Source organism: Frondihabitans sucicola, from assembly GCF_030296615.1.
Lineage (GTDB): Bacteria > Actinomycetota > Actinomycetes > Actinomycetales > Microbacteriaceae > Frondihabitans > Frondihabitans sucicola.
Genome location: NZ_AP027733.1, coordinates 304,543 through 318,645, shown reverse-complemented (window position 1 = coordinate 318,645; position 14,103 = coordinate 304,543). Strand labels below are relative to the sequence as shown.

Below are 14,103 nucleotides of genomic sequence, written 5' to 3'. Positions count from 1 at the left end.
CCCTTGCCACCGCCCGTGACGACAAAGAAGAGGGCCACCCGAAGGTAGCCCTCGTCCCTCTCCGTCGAGCTAGGCGACGACCATGTCGAACTTCGTCGCGGGGTAGACGAACTCCGCACCCTTCGGTGCGCTCTTGAGCGACCAGTCGACCAGCGGCAGCTTGATGTCGACGCGACGTCCATCCGCCGTCTCGGTCGTGACGGTGCGGGTGCGACCGTCCGAGGTGGACGAGCCGGTGAACTTGTAGAACATGCCCGACTTGCCGTAGCGGAGCCCCGTAGCATCGTCCGGCGTCAGTGGGTCCAGGCCCAGCCACGTGCGAGCCGTCAGGTTCCGCGAGCCCTCCGGCACGGTGCTGTCGATCGCCCAGGCGTAGGGGTTCGTGCGCTCGAACTCGGGGCCGTAGTTGATCTCGGCCATGCGCTCGGGGGAGAGGGTTGCCAGGTCGGCGAGGGGCACTCGGTCGACCTCGATCATCGTGTTCTCCTCCATGAACGCTTTTGGCATGAGGATGACCAGCTCGGTGCTGGTGAAGATGTACGCCCACTCCGCGTCGGAGGGAGCGTTCTCGCTTTCGGTGCGACCCTCGTGGAGGGTGCCGCTCGGAGCCTCGATGCCATCGACGTGGAAGTTGACGCCGACGCCGCCCACGGCGATCTCGCTCGTGCCGTCCTGGTACTGGAACCAGTTCCAGGCGCGGCGTTCGTTGGAGCGGAAGGGGGCCTTGGCCCACTCGGGCTTGACGGGGAAGTAGTCGGCGGGGTCGATCTGCTCGTGGTTGATGGACGACCAGTGCGTCGCGCCGCCGGTGGTGAGCAGGCCCATCACGCCGTCGACGCTTCCGGTGCGGGCCAGGAATGCTCCGAGTGTCGGCAGTATCGAGAGCGGGTTGCCGTCCATGTGGACGTAGACGGCGTTCCAGGTGGCGGTCTTCATGTCGGCCTGGCCGATGTAGGTGCGGGTGCTCATGGGTTCCTCTCGTAGCCCCGTCCCTCGGGGCCTTTCGATCTGAAACCTACGGTACATGGAGCCACCGACATTCGTCACAGAGCGGACTGGTGGTGCGACCGTCGCGCCTGTGGGTCGGGGATGGGAGGGCGGGCCGGAGGCTGGCAGGCACGCCTGAAAAGAGGGTGAACTGACTCGAACGGGGGCGTGAGTACCATCCGTGGGGCCTGAGAGCGTGAGCTACCCCGCCACCCAGCTCCCCTGAGGACCCACCATGATGCACTCGTTCACCCCGTCCCGCCAGCCCCGCGACAACGGCTTCTCGTTCATCGAGCTGCTGGCCTACATGGCTATCGCCGCGCTCCTCATCCTCGCGGCCATCCCGCAGTTCAACCAGTACCGACAGAAGGCCGCGATCTCGAATGTCGAGAACGACCTCCACAACTCCGCGATGACGATGGAGGCTGCCTACGACCCCGCCACGGGCTACCCGGCAGTGCTGCCCGCCCAAGCCGCCAGCAAGGACGTCACCGTCTCGATCGCCAATGCCAGCGAGGTCGCGAAGGCCTTCGCCGTCTTCAAGGTCAACACGGGAACGCCCGTGGCAGTCGCCTACAACGGCGGCCGCTCCAACGTCTCGGCGCAGCCGTACTACTACGGCCCCGAGGGCGTATCCGCGGTCAAGAAGTTCATGACCGACAACGCCAGGGGTCAGTCACTGAGCGCCGCTGACGAGGCTGCCCTCCTGTCGTTCCCACAGGGCGTCGCGAACACCGGCGGCACAGTGACCGTCGGCCAGTCCGGGCCGAAGGCTCTTGCCGACTCCATCGGCGACCAGGCCTCCGGAACGCAGACCACCGACCCCATCGTCTACGCCTACGACATCACCGGCACGACCTGGGAAGCCGCGATCGCCAAGGCGTCCGCGGGCGCTGACACGTTCTGCCTCAACGGGGTGTCCTCGCAGGCCGCCGGACAGAGCTACCACTACGACTCGCGCGCGGGCATGGCTCCGGGCGTCTGCTCCTAACCGATAGCCAAGACGCACCCATCAGCGGCGCCCGCGACCAAGTGTCGGCAACCCGCCGCGCACCTCGCGGGCGCCGCTGACTGCGTAGATGCGGCGATCGAATCGTGCTGGTTCCGCCTTGTCGGCCACGCCGTGCCGGAAGTCGTTGGCGTAGCCGAACGCCTCCTGGAGTTCAGGGTCGTCGTCGAGAGCCTTGCCTCGAAGCTTCGGGCGCGGCTCAGTTCGGGCGGCGACGGCCTCTTCCGCTTGACGGTGGAGCCGGTCGGCCGCCGCTCGGGCCTCGTCGATCCGATGACGCTCGGCGATCTCGACCGCAGTGGGTCCTGACCCTGCGCACCGCTGCCCGGCGCGGTCGGTGTGGATTGACATGTGGCCGTCGGCTCGGACCGCATGGTCCTCCTGGCAGACCGTGCAGACCTCGAACTTCAGTGCCATGAGCGCCCCCTCGGATGTGGATGATGGAGACCGTACCGGGGCACTCTGACATCGGGCGCTTCGAGGTGCAGCGCGGCGTTCAGATCGGGACGGCACAGAAGCGCGTCGCGCTCATTCACCGAGGTCAAGCTCGACTCCGAGGAGGCTCGCGAGAGCAGCGTGACTGAGCGTCGCGCTCGGGGTGAACGGGCTGATCGTCACCTCGTCGACCGTCGGGATACCCCGTAGGCGAAGCGCTTCGGCAAGGGTGGCCGCATTTCGCGCGGCCTGCGCTCTCAGATCACTCTCGCGATCGAGACGATGCTCGATGGCGATGCGATCGCGCTCCTGCTGGGCGAGGTACTCGGGCCACGTGGCGACGACGGCCGCCGAACTGAGGGTGACGAGCGAGATGCCCGCGGGGAGCTTCGCGCTGGCGGCACGTATGGGTCCGATGAAGTCTTCGAGCGTGAAGGCGCTGAGGGTCGGGAGGTGGCGCCCGAGCATGTCAGCCGTCCCTGCGAAGGCGAGGTACTGGGCGGCGGCGCCCTTCGCGGAGTCGTCCGCCTCGAAGGCGTCGGTATCGCTGCGGCTCGCCCAGTGCGAGATACGCGAGCGTACCGGGTGCGCCGTGTCGACCAGGACTCGCGGCTCGGCGTGCACGAAATCGCCACGCCCCGTGGCGTAGACGACTCCTGGGCTGATGTCCTTGATCTTCACCGGCTACTCCACGGGGTCGATGCCGAGCAGGCGCAGCAGCACCGCGTAGTCCATCGCCGCGGAGCCCTCGTGCAGACGGACGTCGCCGCGCCAACGCTCGGCGGTGAGGCCGCGCTCCTGGAGTGCCACGGTGATCGCAGCGGCCTGGCGACGCTGGAGGCCCTCCAGTGCTTCGCGGGCGATCTGCGCCCGCTCCCGGGCTTCCTTCTCGTTGCGCTCCTGTTCGAGGTAGTCGGCCCACGTGGACGTGATGTCGCGGGGGCGGATGGTGGTGATGGAGAGGCCCTTGGGTGCCTTCTTGTCCACGTCAGCTTCGGGCCCGAGCAGGGCGTCGACCGTGAGCTTCGCGGCCTTGGGTAGGCCCTTCGCGAGGTCGTCGAAGTTGGCCGCCGTGACGGCGAGGTAGGTGCGTGCCGACGGCGCGCTCTGCTCGTCGATCGCATAGGCGGCTGTCGTGCCCAGGAACGAATACCTCGGCCTGCTCAGGCTCACGGGGCGTGTCACGTCGATGACGGCGACGGGCGTCGGGGTTCCGTAGCTGCGGCGCTGCATGGCGTAGACGACGCCGGGGGTCAGGTCGGTGGTCTTCATGGTGTCCTCTCGCGCACTGTCCCTCAGCGCGCCTTCTACAGTACATGCTCAGTGGCCTCTCGTCAACGCCATGAAATCGGGTATCGACGCCTCGAACGGGGGCATGATTCGCCTCCGTGCGGATTGGCACGGTGGGAGCATCCACTCCCGAATGATCCCCGAGGCTCCCATGTCCACGTCCCGCGCTCTCCGTCGCCGCCCCAGCGACTCCGGCTTCTCCTTCATCGAGCTGCTGGCCTACATGGCCATCGCTGCTCTGCTGACTCTGGCCGCGATCCCGCAGTTCAACCAGTACCGACAGAAGGCCGCGGTGTCCAACGTGCAGAACGACCTGCACAACGCCGCGCTGGCGATGGAGGGCGTCTACGTCACGGACCAGGCGTACCCGCAGACGCTCCCGTCGTTCAAGACGAGCAAGGACGTCACGATCAGCGACCCCTCGTCGGACCCTTATGGCCTCGGCGCCGTGATGAACCTCCTCCAGGTCAACACCGGCCAGCCCGTCAACATCACCGACATGAACGGACAGAGCAGCACGGGGGCCAGTACTACTTCGGCACCAAGGGTGCCGACCTGCTCGACGCCGCATTCAAGGCCCTCGGGTACAGCGGCCTCGCGCCCGAGCTGCGCACGGCCCTTCAGACGCATGTTCTCGTCTACACGCCCGCCCCCTTCACGGCGCCGTACGCCTACCCGATCAACGAAGGCACACACTTCGGCATCAAGGTCACCGGCTCGGCCGCCGGGCTCATCTACTACACGGTCGGGACGGCTGGCGTCACCTGGGCGATGGCCCCGACAACGAGCTACACGCCCGACGCCTTCTGCCTGAACGGCTCCTCCTCGCAGGTCCCCGGACAGACCTGGCACTATATCTCCGACTCCGGCATCGCTCCGGGCGCCTGCTAGCCCGAGGTCGTCGAGAAGCATCAGGTTGAGCCAGGGGGCATGCCCCTCGATTCTGAGATCGACGACACCAGGTCGTCGCGGCGATAGCGCCTTCTATACGGGCGGGAGGATCGCGGGCCGCAGCGGCATCCCGAGCGCCCTCCGGTCTGCGTCCGTGACGACGTACGAGGTCTCGGCCCAGGCGGCGTCGATGAAGAACCAGCCGCGCTCAGTGAAGAGGAAGTCGACGCTCCAGGCGCCCGGCATCACGGCGGCGAGGCGCTCGGCGTACCCAGTGAGCAACGCGACCTCCTCGCTCGACTCGCGGCTGGCCTCGATGAGGCGGTCCTTCCAGTCGGCGACGACCTCGTGGTCCTCGATGTCCTCGACGTGCCCCTCGATGGCGGAGATCGGCCAGTACGGCTGGCGGTCGACGACCTTGCCACCGTCGATGAAGTAGCGGCGCTCCAGCGTGATCGGCATGTCCTCGAAGGCGTGGAACAGCGGGAACGTCGGGAGCATCTCCCGGACGACGATGTTCTCGACCGGCGGCAGCCACGCCATCTCCTGCATCTCTGTCAGCCCGTAGAGCGTCCGCATCACGTCGTCGGCGCGAGTCAGGCACGGCGTCCACTTCCAGTTGTGCTTCGCGCTGAGCAGCCCGGTGCGGACGAACGCCGGGAACCCGTAGCCCTCGGCCGCCTGGACGACGCTCTTCGCCAGCGCCTCGACGCTGGGCTCGGTCACCACGTCGAAAAGGGCGAACAGGTCGTGGCCGTTCGCGGGAAGGATCGTGGTCCGGGGACCGGCACGCCGGTGGCTTCCACCACGGGGAACCAGTCGCCCAGCTCGGTGCGGAGGCCGCCGTGGGCCTCCAGGATGTCGTTGGTCATGGCGTGCTCCAGGTCAGTGCTTGTCGATGCTGTCGGCGAGGGTGGCCTTGATCTGGCGCGTGCCGAGAGGCGTCAGGTGGCCCTCGGCCTCCAGGAGGCGGCAGAGCGCGTCAAAGCGCGAGGTGAGGTCGTCGGCGAGGTCCGTGGCGGGCAGGTCGACGCGCTCCGAGAAGGCGATGATCTCGTCGTACGCCTTGGCGCGGACAGCTCCGGTCGCCGTCGGCACGTCATCACCTGCTTGCACGGCGTCCTCGATGAGGTTCGCGGCCAGCAGGAGGGCGCGCTTGCGGGCGTGGGCGAGTTCGACGCGGTGGTCCAGCTCCGCGCCCTCGGCGGGGCTGGCCCCGTCCTTGCGGCGGAAGTCTCCCCAGAAGCCAGGGTTGGTGTTCCACTGGTCGCGGTGGACCTCGAAGACGTCGAGGCCGCCCGCCTCGGACTTCCGCCAGAAGTGCATGAACAGGGTGTACTTGATGGCACTCATGACGCTCTCGCAGCCGGACCATCCGAGCGTGACGTAGCGGATTCGGAAGGCGTCTCGGCCGAGGTCGTCCGTGACGGCTTCGATCTCGACGGCGCCGTTGCGGTAGAGCCGCTGGGTGAAGAAGACGAACTCCGCGGCCGTGCCCTCGAAGGTCAGGATCGCGTCGAGGGCCTCCTCGGTGGGGTAACCGTCGCGGTCGAAGGTCGCCTCGGGGCGGGTGGTGTTGGTCATGCGGCCTTGGCCTCCAGGTACTCCTCGATGGCGTCGGCGATGTCGACGTAGAAGGGGCGGTCGTGCCACGCGGCGACGAGGCCTCGCTCCACGGCGTCGAGGTAGATGTTGTCGGAGGAGTCGCGGTTGTCCTCGATCGCGGCACGGTCCTTGACGCTCATGGCCTCGTAGAGGCTCGTCGCGTCGAACGTGGCCTGGTCGACGGTGACGGCGTAGTTGTTCTGCCACACCTGGAAGTAGACGGTCGCGGTGATGCGCGGTGCCGTTACGGTTGGAGTGGTGGTCTCGGTCGTGGTGGTCATGGTGTCCTCTCGGGCCCGTCCCTCGGGCTAATTCGTACAGTACACATGGCCTCCGACATTCGTCACTTTCGCTCGTAGGCGAGCAGATTGCGAGCGTGTCGATCTTCCCGATCGGAGGCGCTTTAGTGTAGCATGTTGCTAAGAAGACGACCTCTGGAGTTGCCGTGCCTCGTGAAGTACTCATGACCCCCGACGCGATCCTCCGACGCGAAAAAGCCGCCGACCTCAAAGAGCGGCGCGCACGCGGCGAAGTGATCAAGCGCGGGCGCCGCTCCAAGGTCGACATCGAGAACTCAGCGCGTCTCGCCGCAGAGGCCGCAGCCGACACGGCCGTCGGACTCACGAACGCCGAGATCGCCAAGAAGACGGACGCGAAGGCCACCAAGCCCGCCCCGAGCTACACCCAGCGCCCGCTGACCACGGCCCCGGCCGAGCCCGCACTGCCAAGCCGCCCCACCATCCCGTCCGGCCTCCGCCCCAAGTCCGCAGAAGAGCCCGACGCCCCCGTCGTCGCCACCCCCGCACCGCCCACTCCGAAGCTGAGCGCCCGCGCCAGCATCCGCCGCCTCCGCGGGCTCGTCGCCCTCGGTTACGCCGCCTCCGAGGTCGCCAAGGAGGTCGGCATCACCACCGACCAGACCTGGCATCTGCTGATCACAGCGCCCGACCAGCTCAAGCCCACCACCATCGAGTCGATCGCTGCCGCCTACAAGAAGCTCGCGCAGCGCCCGCCGATGAGCCCCGAGGGCACCCCGCAGTTCGCCAGCCAGCAGGCCAACCGCGATCTCGGACGCAGCCTCGGATGGCCCACGTTCTTCCTCAACTTCGACATGGACTCCGACGAAGGCCTCCAGCCCATCGGAGCCGTCGGTGCACCCGCCACCGAGCAGTCCAGCGAGACGGCACCGGCACCCGTCCGCCCCGCCACCGATGAGGAGGCCAGCCGCGCTGTAGCCAAGGCCAAGGCCAGCGCAGAGCGTCTCAAGGGTCAGCTCCACGACGCAGAGATCGCCCGCAACGCGGACAAGGCCGCCGCCGACGAGAAGATCGCGGGCCTCGAAGCGCAGCTCGACGAAGCCGCCCGCGAAATCAGCCGCCTCAAGACCGTCGAGATTGATCAGAACCAGCTCATCGGACAGCAGGGCGCCGACCTCAGTCGCCTCCGCCTCGACCGCGAAGACGCCATCGAGAAGGTCGGCGCCGAGAATGTCAAGCTGCGCAGGGAGGTCGAGCTGCTCCGCATGACGGGCCACGACGTCGTGCTCACCCTCGGCTCCGTCCCCGTGCCCGGCATCCTCGTCGACTTCGACATCGAAGCCTCCACCGCCTCCCTCGCCATCCTCGGCGCCGAAGGCAAGCCCCCGCAGGTCTTCGACCTCAACACCTGGGACATCGCCCGAGCTGCCGAGCCCCTCGCCATCGGCGCGACTCACCTCTCGCTCGTCAGCGCGTAGCAGCCACCCTCGAAACCCCGGACGCCCATCGGCCTCCGGGGTTTCGTTCGTCGGGGCGAGAGGGTCGGGGATGGGAGCACTCATCGGCACGAGTCAAGAAGTATTTGACGCTTTGCCACATTGCATGTACTGTAGCTATCGAGGCCTGAGGGACGGGCCCGAGAGGACATCATGCAGACCACCGAGAAGACGCTCACGGAGCAGTCTCCCGTCGAGATCGACACCCAGCTCGCAGCCCTGTACGCGGATCGCAATTCGATGGCGCACAAGCTCGACATCGCAGTGAAGCATCTCGCCTCCACCAAGGAGGAGATGGAGCGTCAGTCGGCGGCGAACCCGACCTACCGCCACTACTACTACAACCAGGATCGACTCGACGAGCTGACGGCCGAGGTCGCGCAGCTCAAGGCCGACCTTGCCCGCGTCATCGCAGAGATCGCCCCGTTCAACGCCGAGTTCATCCGCCGCGGCGGCTGGACCCGCGCGTTCCTCGTCGTCAGCAGCATGGGCGGCCACGTCCACTCGTCGATGGAGTGCTCGACGTGCCGCCAGGACACCGGGTTCCACTGGCGTCCCGAGCTGAGCGATCATGATGAGCTGGAGATCATCGCGGCCGCGGGTGAGCGCGCGTGCACGGTCTGCTACCCCGAGGCTCCCGTCGAGCTGATCGCGAAGCCGACCAGCATCTTCTCCAGCGAGGAGATCACCGCCGCCGAGGCGCGCATCGAGCGTGCCGCCAAGAAGGCCGAGCGGGACGCCATCGCGGCCGCGAAGCTGGTCATCCACCCCGACGGCAGGATTATCCAGGACCGTTACGGGCGCGACGTGAAGACTGAGGCCACCGTCGTCACGAACGCCGTCAATGGTCTTCTCGACACCTTCCGCCACACGGACACCACCTGGCCGTCGCACTGGGATGACGCAGAGGTCGCCACGTACATCGCCGACCACCAGGGGATCGCGGAGCGCAGCATCGTCGCCCTGGCGCACAAGCACGGCGTCACCGTCGAGGCGGAGACAGACCAGATCATGGCCAAGGTGCTCCCGAAGCTCGTGAAGTACCTCTACGGATCGAGCAGCTACGACGCCGCCGTGCGACGCGAAGCCGAGCTGAAAGCCCTGAAGGCGAAACTGAAGGCGAAGTAGACCCGGAAGCGGCCCAGGCCCCGAGATGTCGGGGGTCGGGGCCGCGCCGACACGCGCGGGCAGAACCTGGGGATACACGAGGCCGTGTGACACACGTCAAGCCGCTATCCTGTCTGTAGCCCGTTGAGAATGTCCCAAACATTCGTCTCGCGGGTCAGGCCTGGCGCGGGTTCGGTCTCCAATTGGTGTCCCTCTCCCCGCGCCGGGCCGTTCACTTTCTCGGCCCTTGACCGCACCGGCAGATATCGACAACCTGCTACACTAGATTCACGGCGCTACGCCGTCCATCTACGGCAAGGAGCGTCGTGATCGTCAAGGGCTACATCCGCCGGTACTGGCGCACCTGCCGAGTCGTTCGCCACGACGGCCGCGTCGTCGTCTCGCATGCCGCCTGCTCGCACGGACGCGAGGCGTCCTGATGGCCACCAAGAAGCCCTACGCCGCCGAGACGAGCGTGCCGGTCACGAAGTCGCGCGACGACATCGAGAAGCTCCTCGTCGAGAACGGCTCCGAGGACATCGCCTTCGGGAACATCCGGGGCTTCATCGTCGTCGCCTTCTCCGCGCACGAGCGTCAGGTCCGCTTCACCGTCCCCATGCCGGACGTCGAGAGCCCCGAGATCACCAGGACACCCTCGGGCGCGATCCGCACCAGCAAGGCCGAGCTGACCCGGGTCTACGACCAGGCCGTCCGCCAGCGCTGGCGCGCCCTGTTCATCACGATCAAGTCCAAGTTCGTCTCCATCGACTCGCACGTGGCTAGCTGGGAGCAAGAATTTGGTCACGCCATCGTTCTCCCCGATGGACGCACCGTCATGGAGGCCACGCTGCCCGCCATCGAGCGCGCCTACGCCACCGGCACCGTCCCGCCGCTCCTCGGGATCACGTCGTGAGCCAGGTTGTCGTCGAGGGCGATCTCCGAGGCGGGCTCCAGCAGGCCCTGTCCAACGCGCCCTTCGGCGCCTCGTGCATGATCGACGGCTTCACTGACTGGAGTAACTCGCGTTACGGCTGGCGCCACGAGGTCACCGGCGCCACTGTCGACGCCACCATCCTCGCCGATCTCATCGAGGCGGCGGTCCGCGATGGAAGCACCGTCCTCACCCTGGTGCCCGCGGGTGGCGCGGAAGCCGCCGACGAAAGCGACGGCGCGTGAATCAGATAGGCGACCACATGCGTGAGGGCAGGGGCTCCGAGGAGTGGCTCCTGGAACTTGCTGTCGAGCTGTGTCGGATCGGATACGACGCTCATGCCTTCCACATGGCGCCCAAGCGGACAGGTGACACCAAGTACCGCGCGTATCTGGGGGTGGCGGGGGCACTTGCGGCTCGCGCCTGGAAGCGAGCCGGGCTGGATGCTCTGACCGAGGTTCTCGACCAACGTGATGACTTCTACGTCAAGTCCGTGACGTTCTCGCACGCCAGATTCGGAGAGTGCATGTTCGACATCTACGGCTCATATGTCGTCGACGCAGTCGTGGCGCACCCCAAGACCACCAAGCCCTTCGCGTCCTGGAGACTTTCCGCTACGCCTTTCTCTCGCCGACGAGCGACGCGCGACCCGCAGATGCCAGCTTCAACACCGACTTCCGGGATGGCACGATCACGGCGACCCGATGGTCCGACTATCCGGGCGGCATTGTCGTCGGCACCCACAGCACCCACGAGGCCTGGGCCGCCATGAGGGCGAACCTCATCGTTGAAGACGGCTACACGGACGAGGAAGCCGACGAGATCATGGTCGACTTCATCGAGAACGAGCCGGTGGCGCAGTGGGGCGTCTGGCGCGACGCGACGCATGAAGAGGCGGACGAGGATATGCGGTTCTGGAACCGGCTCGCCTCCGACGACGAGGGCGCCCAGAAGGCGCTCGTGTGGACGCTGTGAGCGCGACAGGAGTCCCGGAGGCCCTGGCGGAGCTGGACTCGCTCATTGCCGCCCGAGAGGCTGAGCTGGCGACGCTGAGGCGCGTCCGCGAGGCCCTCGTGGGCCCGACGACCGACGAGGAGGACGATGTCGACCCGCGATTCTCGTCCATCCCCAAGGCGCGCAGGTTTGAGATCGACACCTACCCACTCGGGCGCATGTTGACACTCGATGGGATCGAGGGCGAGTACCGGGTCGTGGCCCTGCGGGACGCGCTCGAAGACCCGAACGAGACTCCAGACGAGCGCGACGCTGCCCAGAGCGAGCTGGACCTCTACGCCGACGCCTGAGGCGGGTCCGGGAGGGTCGCGTCAGTGGACGTCGACTCGGATTGCCAGGATGTCGTCGTCGCCCGCGGGCTGCCATCCGGCTGCCATGAGGGCGCGTAGGGTCCGGCGCGTGTCGCTCGCGTAGAGCCCGGCGTTCTGGAGACCGTTCAGCTCAATGACGAGTGGTTGGCTGTCCGCGCCGAGAGCAACGTCCATCACGTAGTCGCGGAGTTCCGGCACCTCGGCGCGCAGTTCGGCAGCCACGGCAACTGCGAAGGCCACGAGGGCGTCTCGTGCGGCTTCGTCGCGGATGACTGGCGTTCCGGCGCTGCGGTGGACTCGGAACTGCGGATCGAAGGGCTCCAGGTTGTCGAGGGGCGTGAACTCCTCGATGCAGGCGGCGGCCGTGACGGGCTGGTGGTCGACGATGAAGACGCGGTACTCGTGGGTCATCACGGCGTGCGCCTGGACGAGCAGCGACTTCGGTCTGCCTGAGGCGTGGACGAGCGCCCAGACAAGGCTCTCGTCGACGACGTCGAGTGCCTTGGGGGCCGCCGTGTCGACGGGTACCTGGATGTGGTGGATGCCGTACTTGGCAGAGAGCATGATCTTCACCCAGAAGTCGCCTCCGCTGGCGGGGATGACCTTGTGGAGCGCTTGGGTGAGGGTGGTCTCGTCTGGGTCGTCGAGGTCGACGCCGCAGGGGATCGCGAGGCGGCCTGCGTGGCGGAGGAACGCGTCGTAGCGGTGGTAGGACGCGGCGAGGCGCTCCTGGGCGGGGAGTGCCTCCATGCGGCCGATGGGTCCGTAGCGTGCGTGGTCTGCCAGGTCGCGCTTGGGGCGCTCGTGACGGTCAGAGATGCGGCGCGCGGGGGCATCCGACAGTGTTGCGATGAAGGTCGTCTCGGGGTCGCATTCTGCGATCACGGCTTGGAGCCGGGCGGCCTGCTCGAAGAAGTTCTCGTAGTCCGTGTTGCCGTCGCCGTCCTTGGGCCCGAACCAGTCTCGCCAGATGGCGAGCATCGCTTCAGCCGCCCCGCGGTTCTGTTCCGGGATGGCGTCAAGGTCGGGGAGCGGGTAGTCGACGATGACGATCTTCCAGCCCGAGGCGGCTGCCGATGCTGCCATATCAGTCGTCGATCTTCACGAAGCGGGGACCGGAGTAGCCGTCCCGATCGACATGCTCGACGAACATTCCGAGCGGGCGGACCCAGTGGCCCTTCTCGCCGTAGAGCGCCTGGTAGACGACGACCTGCCCCTCAGTCTCGGCGTCTCGGGCCACGAGGAGCACCTGGTACTCGCCGCCCTTGAAGTGGCGGTAGCGACCCGGCATGACTTCGTCCATGCGAACAGAGTACCGCCCAGCGATGCATAGTGACAACCTGCTACACTAGGCCCCCAATGGAGACGAGGCGCTCCGGACCCGAGGAGAGCCATGTCGATCGAGCCGCCGATCAGTCTCACCCCGTCCCTGACGCCGGGCCCGATCATCACCTCCGAGGAGCAGCTTGATGCGCTCCCCATCCACTCCGTCGTCCAGCTCGTCGACGACCCCGAGTTCCCCACTGCCGAGTACTTCGAGAAGTACTCCATGGGCACCAACGGGTCCTGGCTGAAGCTCGACCCGACCGACCGCGACGACGGCGAGACTCTTGCTGCATCCGGCTACCTGGTCTACGCGGCCACGCGCTGGCAGCGCGATCGCCTCGGCTACATCCGCCTCGTGTCGCTCCCCGGTGCCGAAGCGCCCGCCCCGCCCGTCTTCGACGAGTGGCCTGCGAGCGAGACGCGGGTCGGTGACGTCGTCATCCTTCACCTCGCCCACATCGCGTCGCGCGCAGCCGCAGTCGTCGAGATTGAGATGATCGGCACGCACCCGCAGATCACACTGGAAGGGGTGGAGCGCCCCTACCCGACGGAGCGCTGGAAGATCGAGATGGTCACCGAGGGCCCCGCCCTGTGAAGCCCCCGATGCCCTACTTCGGCGGCAAGCAGCGCATCGCGCAGCAAATCATCGACCACTTCCCGCCGCACGAGCACTACGTAGAGCCTTTCGCGGGCAGCCTCTCCGTGCTCCTGGCCAAGGAGCCTTCCAGGCTGGAGACGGTCAACGACCTCGACGGCGACATCATGACCTTCTGGCGAGTCCTTCGAGACCACGGCGACGAGCTGATGCGGGCCGCCGCGTTGACTCCGCACTCGCGCGCCGAGTACGAGGCCTCCCATGATCGCGAAGGGCTCGACGACCTGGAGCGCGCCCGCCGCGTCTGGGTCCAGATCACTCAGGGCCGCGCGGGCCAGCTCACGAAGACCGGCTGGCGACATAACGCCAACGGCGCCGTCGCGAGCTTCGGCATCCCCGGCTATCTCAAGGGTTACGTGGAGCGCTTCGCCGATGTCATCGAGCGCCTCCAGCACGTCAGTCTCGAATGCGCTCCCGCCTCGCAGGTCATCGAGCACTACGGTCAGCACGAGTCGACCCTGATCTACGCCGACCCGCCGTACCCGGCCGAGGTGCGCGGAGGGTCACGAGCCACCAACGGCTACCGCCACGAGATGAAGCGCGCCGACCGGCATCGCGACCTCGCGCAGACGCTCCACGCGGCCAGGGGGACCGTCATCCTCAGCGGCTACCCGTGCGAGCTGTACGACGACCTCTACGGCGACTGGGACCGCGTCGCGATCGAGACCTACACCGGGCAAGCCAACGAGTCCGGGGACAAGGCTGCGCGCACCGAGATGCTGTGGTCCAACCGCCCCTTCGCGAAGGCCGTCCAGCTCGGATTCGAGTTCGAGGCGGCCTCGTAGCGAG

General features: G+C 67.2%; 19 protein-coding genes. 9 read left to right on the top strand and 10 right to left on the bottom strand.

Annotated features, from left to right (window positions below; all coding sequences use genetic code 11):
* Window positions 1–69: 69 nt before the first annotated feature.
* On the bottom strand, window positions 70–969 hold the full coding sequence (locus QUE79_RS23980) for a hypothetical protein (RefSeq protein ID WP_286347011.1): 900 nt from the start codon (window positions 967–969) through the stop codon (window positions 70–72).
* Between the two features lie 253 nt (window positions 970–1,222).
* Here QUE79_RS23980 and QUE79_RS23975 point away from each other — a divergent pair, with 253 nt between their 5' ends.
* The gene (locus QUE79_RS23975; RefSeq protein WP_286347010.1) at window positions 1,223–1,978 is read left to right on the top strand and encodes a prepilin-type N-terminal cleavage/methylation domain-containing protein; all 756 of its coding nucleotides are present in this window, start codon (window positions 1,223–1,225) and stop codon (window positions 1,976–1,978) included.
* Window positions 1,979–1,999: 21 nt separating this feature from the next.
* On the opposite strand, the gene QUE79_RS23970 is transcribed toward QUE79_RS23975, so the two are convergent.
* The 7 genes from QUE79_RS23970 to QUE79_RS23935 form a co-directional block, all read right to left on the bottom strand.
* Window positions 2,000–2,413, bottom strand: a complete 414-nt coding sequence (locus tag QUE79_RS23970; protein ID WP_286347009.1) for a hypothetical protein — start codon at window positions 2,411–2,413, stop codon at window positions 2,000–2,002.
* 111 nt (window positions 2,414–2,524) lie between these two features.
* Complete coding sequence (locus QUE79_RS23965) at window positions 2,525–3,112, bottom strand: hypothetical protein (protein ID WP_286347008.1); 588 nt, start codon at window positions 3,110–3,112, stop codon at window positions 2,525–2,527.
* Window positions 3,113–3,115: 3 nt separating this feature from the next.
* Complete coding sequence (locus QUE79_RS23960) at window positions 3,116–3,703, bottom strand: hypothetical protein (RefSeq protein WP_286347007.1); 588 nt, start codon at window positions 3,701–3,703, stop codon at window positions 3,116–3,118.
* Window positions 3,704–4,705: 1,002 nt separating this feature from the next.
* Window positions 4,706–5,341, bottom strand: a complete 636-nt coding sequence (locus tag QUE79_RS23950; protein ID WP_286347005.1) for a hypothetical protein — start codon at window positions 5,339–5,341, stop codon at window positions 4,706–4,708.
* Window positions 5,335–5,484: a hypothetical protein gene (locus tag QUE79_RS23945; protein ID WP_286347004.1), complete on the bottom strand. Its 150-nt coding sequence runs from the start codon at window positions 5,482–5,484 to the stop codon at window positions 5,335–5,337. The genes QUE79_RS23950 and QUE79_RS23945 overlap by 7 nt, the downstream gene beginning before the upstream one ends.
* A gap of 13 nt (window positions 5,485–5,497) precedes the next feature.
* Window positions 5,498–6,196, bottom strand: coding sequence for a hypothetical protein (locus QUE79_RS23940; protein WP_286347003.1), 699 nt, complete (start codon window positions 6,194–6,196; stop codon window positions 5,498–5,500).
* Window positions 6,193–6,498 (bottom strand): hypothetical protein, encoded by a 306-nt coding sequence (locus QUE79_RS23935; protein ID WP_286347002.1) that lies wholly within the window; start codon window positions 6,496–6,498, stop codon window positions 6,193–6,195. The genes QUE79_RS23940 and QUE79_RS23935 overlap by 4 nt, the downstream gene beginning before the upstream one ends.
* A gap of 182 nt (window positions 6,499–6,680) precedes the next feature.
* Between QUE79_RS23935 and QUE79_RS23930 the strand changes: the two genes are divergently transcribed.
* From QUE79_RS23930 to QUE79_RS23905, 6 genes are all read left to right on the top strand, one after another.
* A complete protein-coding gene (locus QUE79_RS23930; protein WP_286347001.1) occupies window positions 6,681–7,952 on the top strand; it encodes a hypothetical protein in 1,272 nt (423 codons plus the stop codon).
* Window positions 7,953–8,123: 171 nt separating this feature from the next.
* On the top strand, window positions 8,124–9,098 hold the full coding sequence (locus QUE79_RS23925; protein WP_286347000.1) for a hypothetical protein: 975 nt from the start codon (window positions 8,124–8,126) through the stop codon (window positions 9,096–9,098).
* Between the two features lie 418 nt (window positions 9,099–9,516).
* Window positions 9,517–9,990: a hypothetical protein gene (locus QUE79_RS23920; RefSeq protein WP_286346999.1), complete on the top strand. Its 474-nt coding sequence runs from the start codon at window positions 9,517–9,519 to the stop codon at window positions 9,988–9,990.
* On the top strand, window positions 9,987–10,253 hold the full coding sequence (locus tag QUE79_RS23915; protein ID WP_286346998.1) for a hypothetical protein: 267 nt from the start codon (window positions 9,987–9,989) through the stop codon (window positions 10,251–10,253). The genes QUE79_RS23920 and QUE79_RS23915 overlap by 4 nt, the downstream gene beginning before the upstream one ends.
* A 277-nt stretch (window positions 10,254–10,530) precedes the next feature.
* Window positions 10,531–10,983: a hypothetical protein gene (locus QUE79_RS23910; RefSeq protein WP_286346997.1), complete on the top strand. Its 453-nt coding sequence runs from the start codon at window positions 10,531–10,533 to the stop codon at window positions 10,981–10,983.
* Window positions 10,971–11,312: a hypothetical protein gene (locus QUE79_RS23905; protein ID WP_286346996.1), complete on the top strand. Its 342-nt coding sequence runs from the start codon at window positions 10,971–10,973 to the stop codon at window positions 11,310–11,312. The genes QUE79_RS23910 and QUE79_RS23905 overlap by 13 nt, the downstream gene beginning before the upstream one ends.
* A 21-nt stretch (window positions 11,313–11,333) precedes the next feature.
* Here QUE79_RS23905 and QUE79_RS23900 read toward each other — a convergent pair whose 3' ends face one another.
* Both QUE79_RS23900 and QUE79_RS23895 read right to left on the bottom strand, forming a co-directional pair.
* A complete protein-coding gene (locus QUE79_RS23900) occupies window positions 11,334–12,419 on the bottom strand; it encodes an ATP-grasp domain-containing protein (protein WP_286346995.1) in 1,086 nt (361 codons plus the stop codon).
* Window position 12,420: 1 nt separating this feature from the next.
* On the bottom strand, window positions 12,421–12,636 hold the full coding sequence (locus tag QUE79_RS23895; protein ID WP_286346994.1) for a DUF1653 domain-containing protein: 216 nt from the start codon (window positions 12,634–12,636) through the stop codon (window positions 12,421–12,423).
* A 90-nt stretch (window positions 12,637–12,726) separates the two neighbouring features.
* On the opposite strand from QUE79_RS23895, the gene QUE79_RS23890 reads away from it, so the two are divergent.
* Window positions 12,727–13,254 (top strand): hypothetical protein, encoded by a 528-nt coding sequence (locus QUE79_RS23890; protein ID WP_286346993.1) that lies wholly within the window; start codon window positions 12,727–12,729, stop codon window positions 13,252–13,254.
* 8 nt (window positions 13,255–13,262) lie between these two features.
* Complete coding sequence (locus tag QUE79_RS23885) at window positions 13,263–14,099, top strand: DNA adenine methylase (protein ID WP_286346992.1); 837 nt, start codon at window positions 13,263–13,265, stop codon at window positions 14,097–14,099.
* Window positions 14,100–14,103 lie beyond the last annotated feature (4 nt).

Excerpts from the sequence above, each read along its gene's own strand:
- QUE79_RS23960 (WP_286347007.1), bottom strand. The coding sequence starts at position 3,703 with ATGAAGACCACCGACCTGACCCCCGGCGTCGTCTACGCCATGCAGCGC.
- QUE79_RS23940 (WP_286347003.1), bottom strand. The coding sequence starts at position 6,196 with ATGACCAACACCACCCGCCCCGAGGCGACCTTCGACCGCGACGGTTAC.
- QUE79_RS23895 (WP_286346994.1), bottom strand. The coding sequence starts at position 12,636 with ATGGACGAAGTCATGCCGGGTCGCTACCGCCACTTCAAGGGCGGCGAG.
- QUE79_RS23970 (WP_286347009.1), bottom strand. The coding sequence starts at position 2,413 with ATGGCACTGAAGTTCGAGGTCTGCACGGTCTGCCAGGAGGACCATGCG.
- QUE79_RS23975 (WP_286347010.1), top strand. The coding sequence starts at position 1,223 with ATGATGCACTCGTTCACCCCGTCCCGCCAGCCCCGCGACAACGGCTTC.
- QUE79_RS23885 (WP_286346992.1), top strand. The coding sequence starts at position 13,263 with ATGCCCTACTTCGGCGGCAAGCAGCGCATCGCGCAGCAAATCATCGAC.
- QUE79_RS23980 (WP_286347011.1), bottom strand. The coding sequence starts at position 969 with ATGAGCACCCGCACCTACATCGGCCAGGCCGACATGAAGACCGCCACC.
- QUE79_RS23890 (WP_286346993.1), top strand. The coding sequence starts at position 12,727 with ATGTCGATCGAGCCGCCGATCAGTCTCACCCCGTCCCTGACGCCGGGC.
- QUE79_RS23920 (WP_286346999.1), top strand. The coding sequence starts at position 9,517 with ATGGCCACCAAGAAGCCCTACGCCGCCGAGACGAGCGTGCCGGTCACG.
- QUE79_RS23930 (WP_286347001.1), top strand. The coding sequence starts at position 6,681 with ATGACCCCCGACGCGATCCTCCGACGCGAAAAAGCCGCCGACCTCAAA.
- QUE79_RS23945 (WP_286347004.1), bottom strand. The coding sequence starts at position 5,484 with ATGACCAACGACATCCTGGAGGCCCACGGCGGCCTCCGCACCGAGCTG.
- QUE79_RS23900 (WP_286346995.1), bottom strand. The coding sequence starts at position 12,419 with ATGGCAGCATCGGCAGCCGCCTCGGGCTGGAAGATCGTCATCGTCGAC.
- QUE79_RS23925 (WP_286347000.1), top strand. The coding sequence starts at position 8,124 with ATGCAGACCACCGAGAAGACGCTCACGGAGCAGTCTCCCGTCGAGATC.
- QUE79_RS23935 (WP_286347002.1), bottom strand. The coding sequence starts at position 6,498 with ATGACCACCACGACCGAGACCACCACTCCAACCGTAACGGCACCGCGC.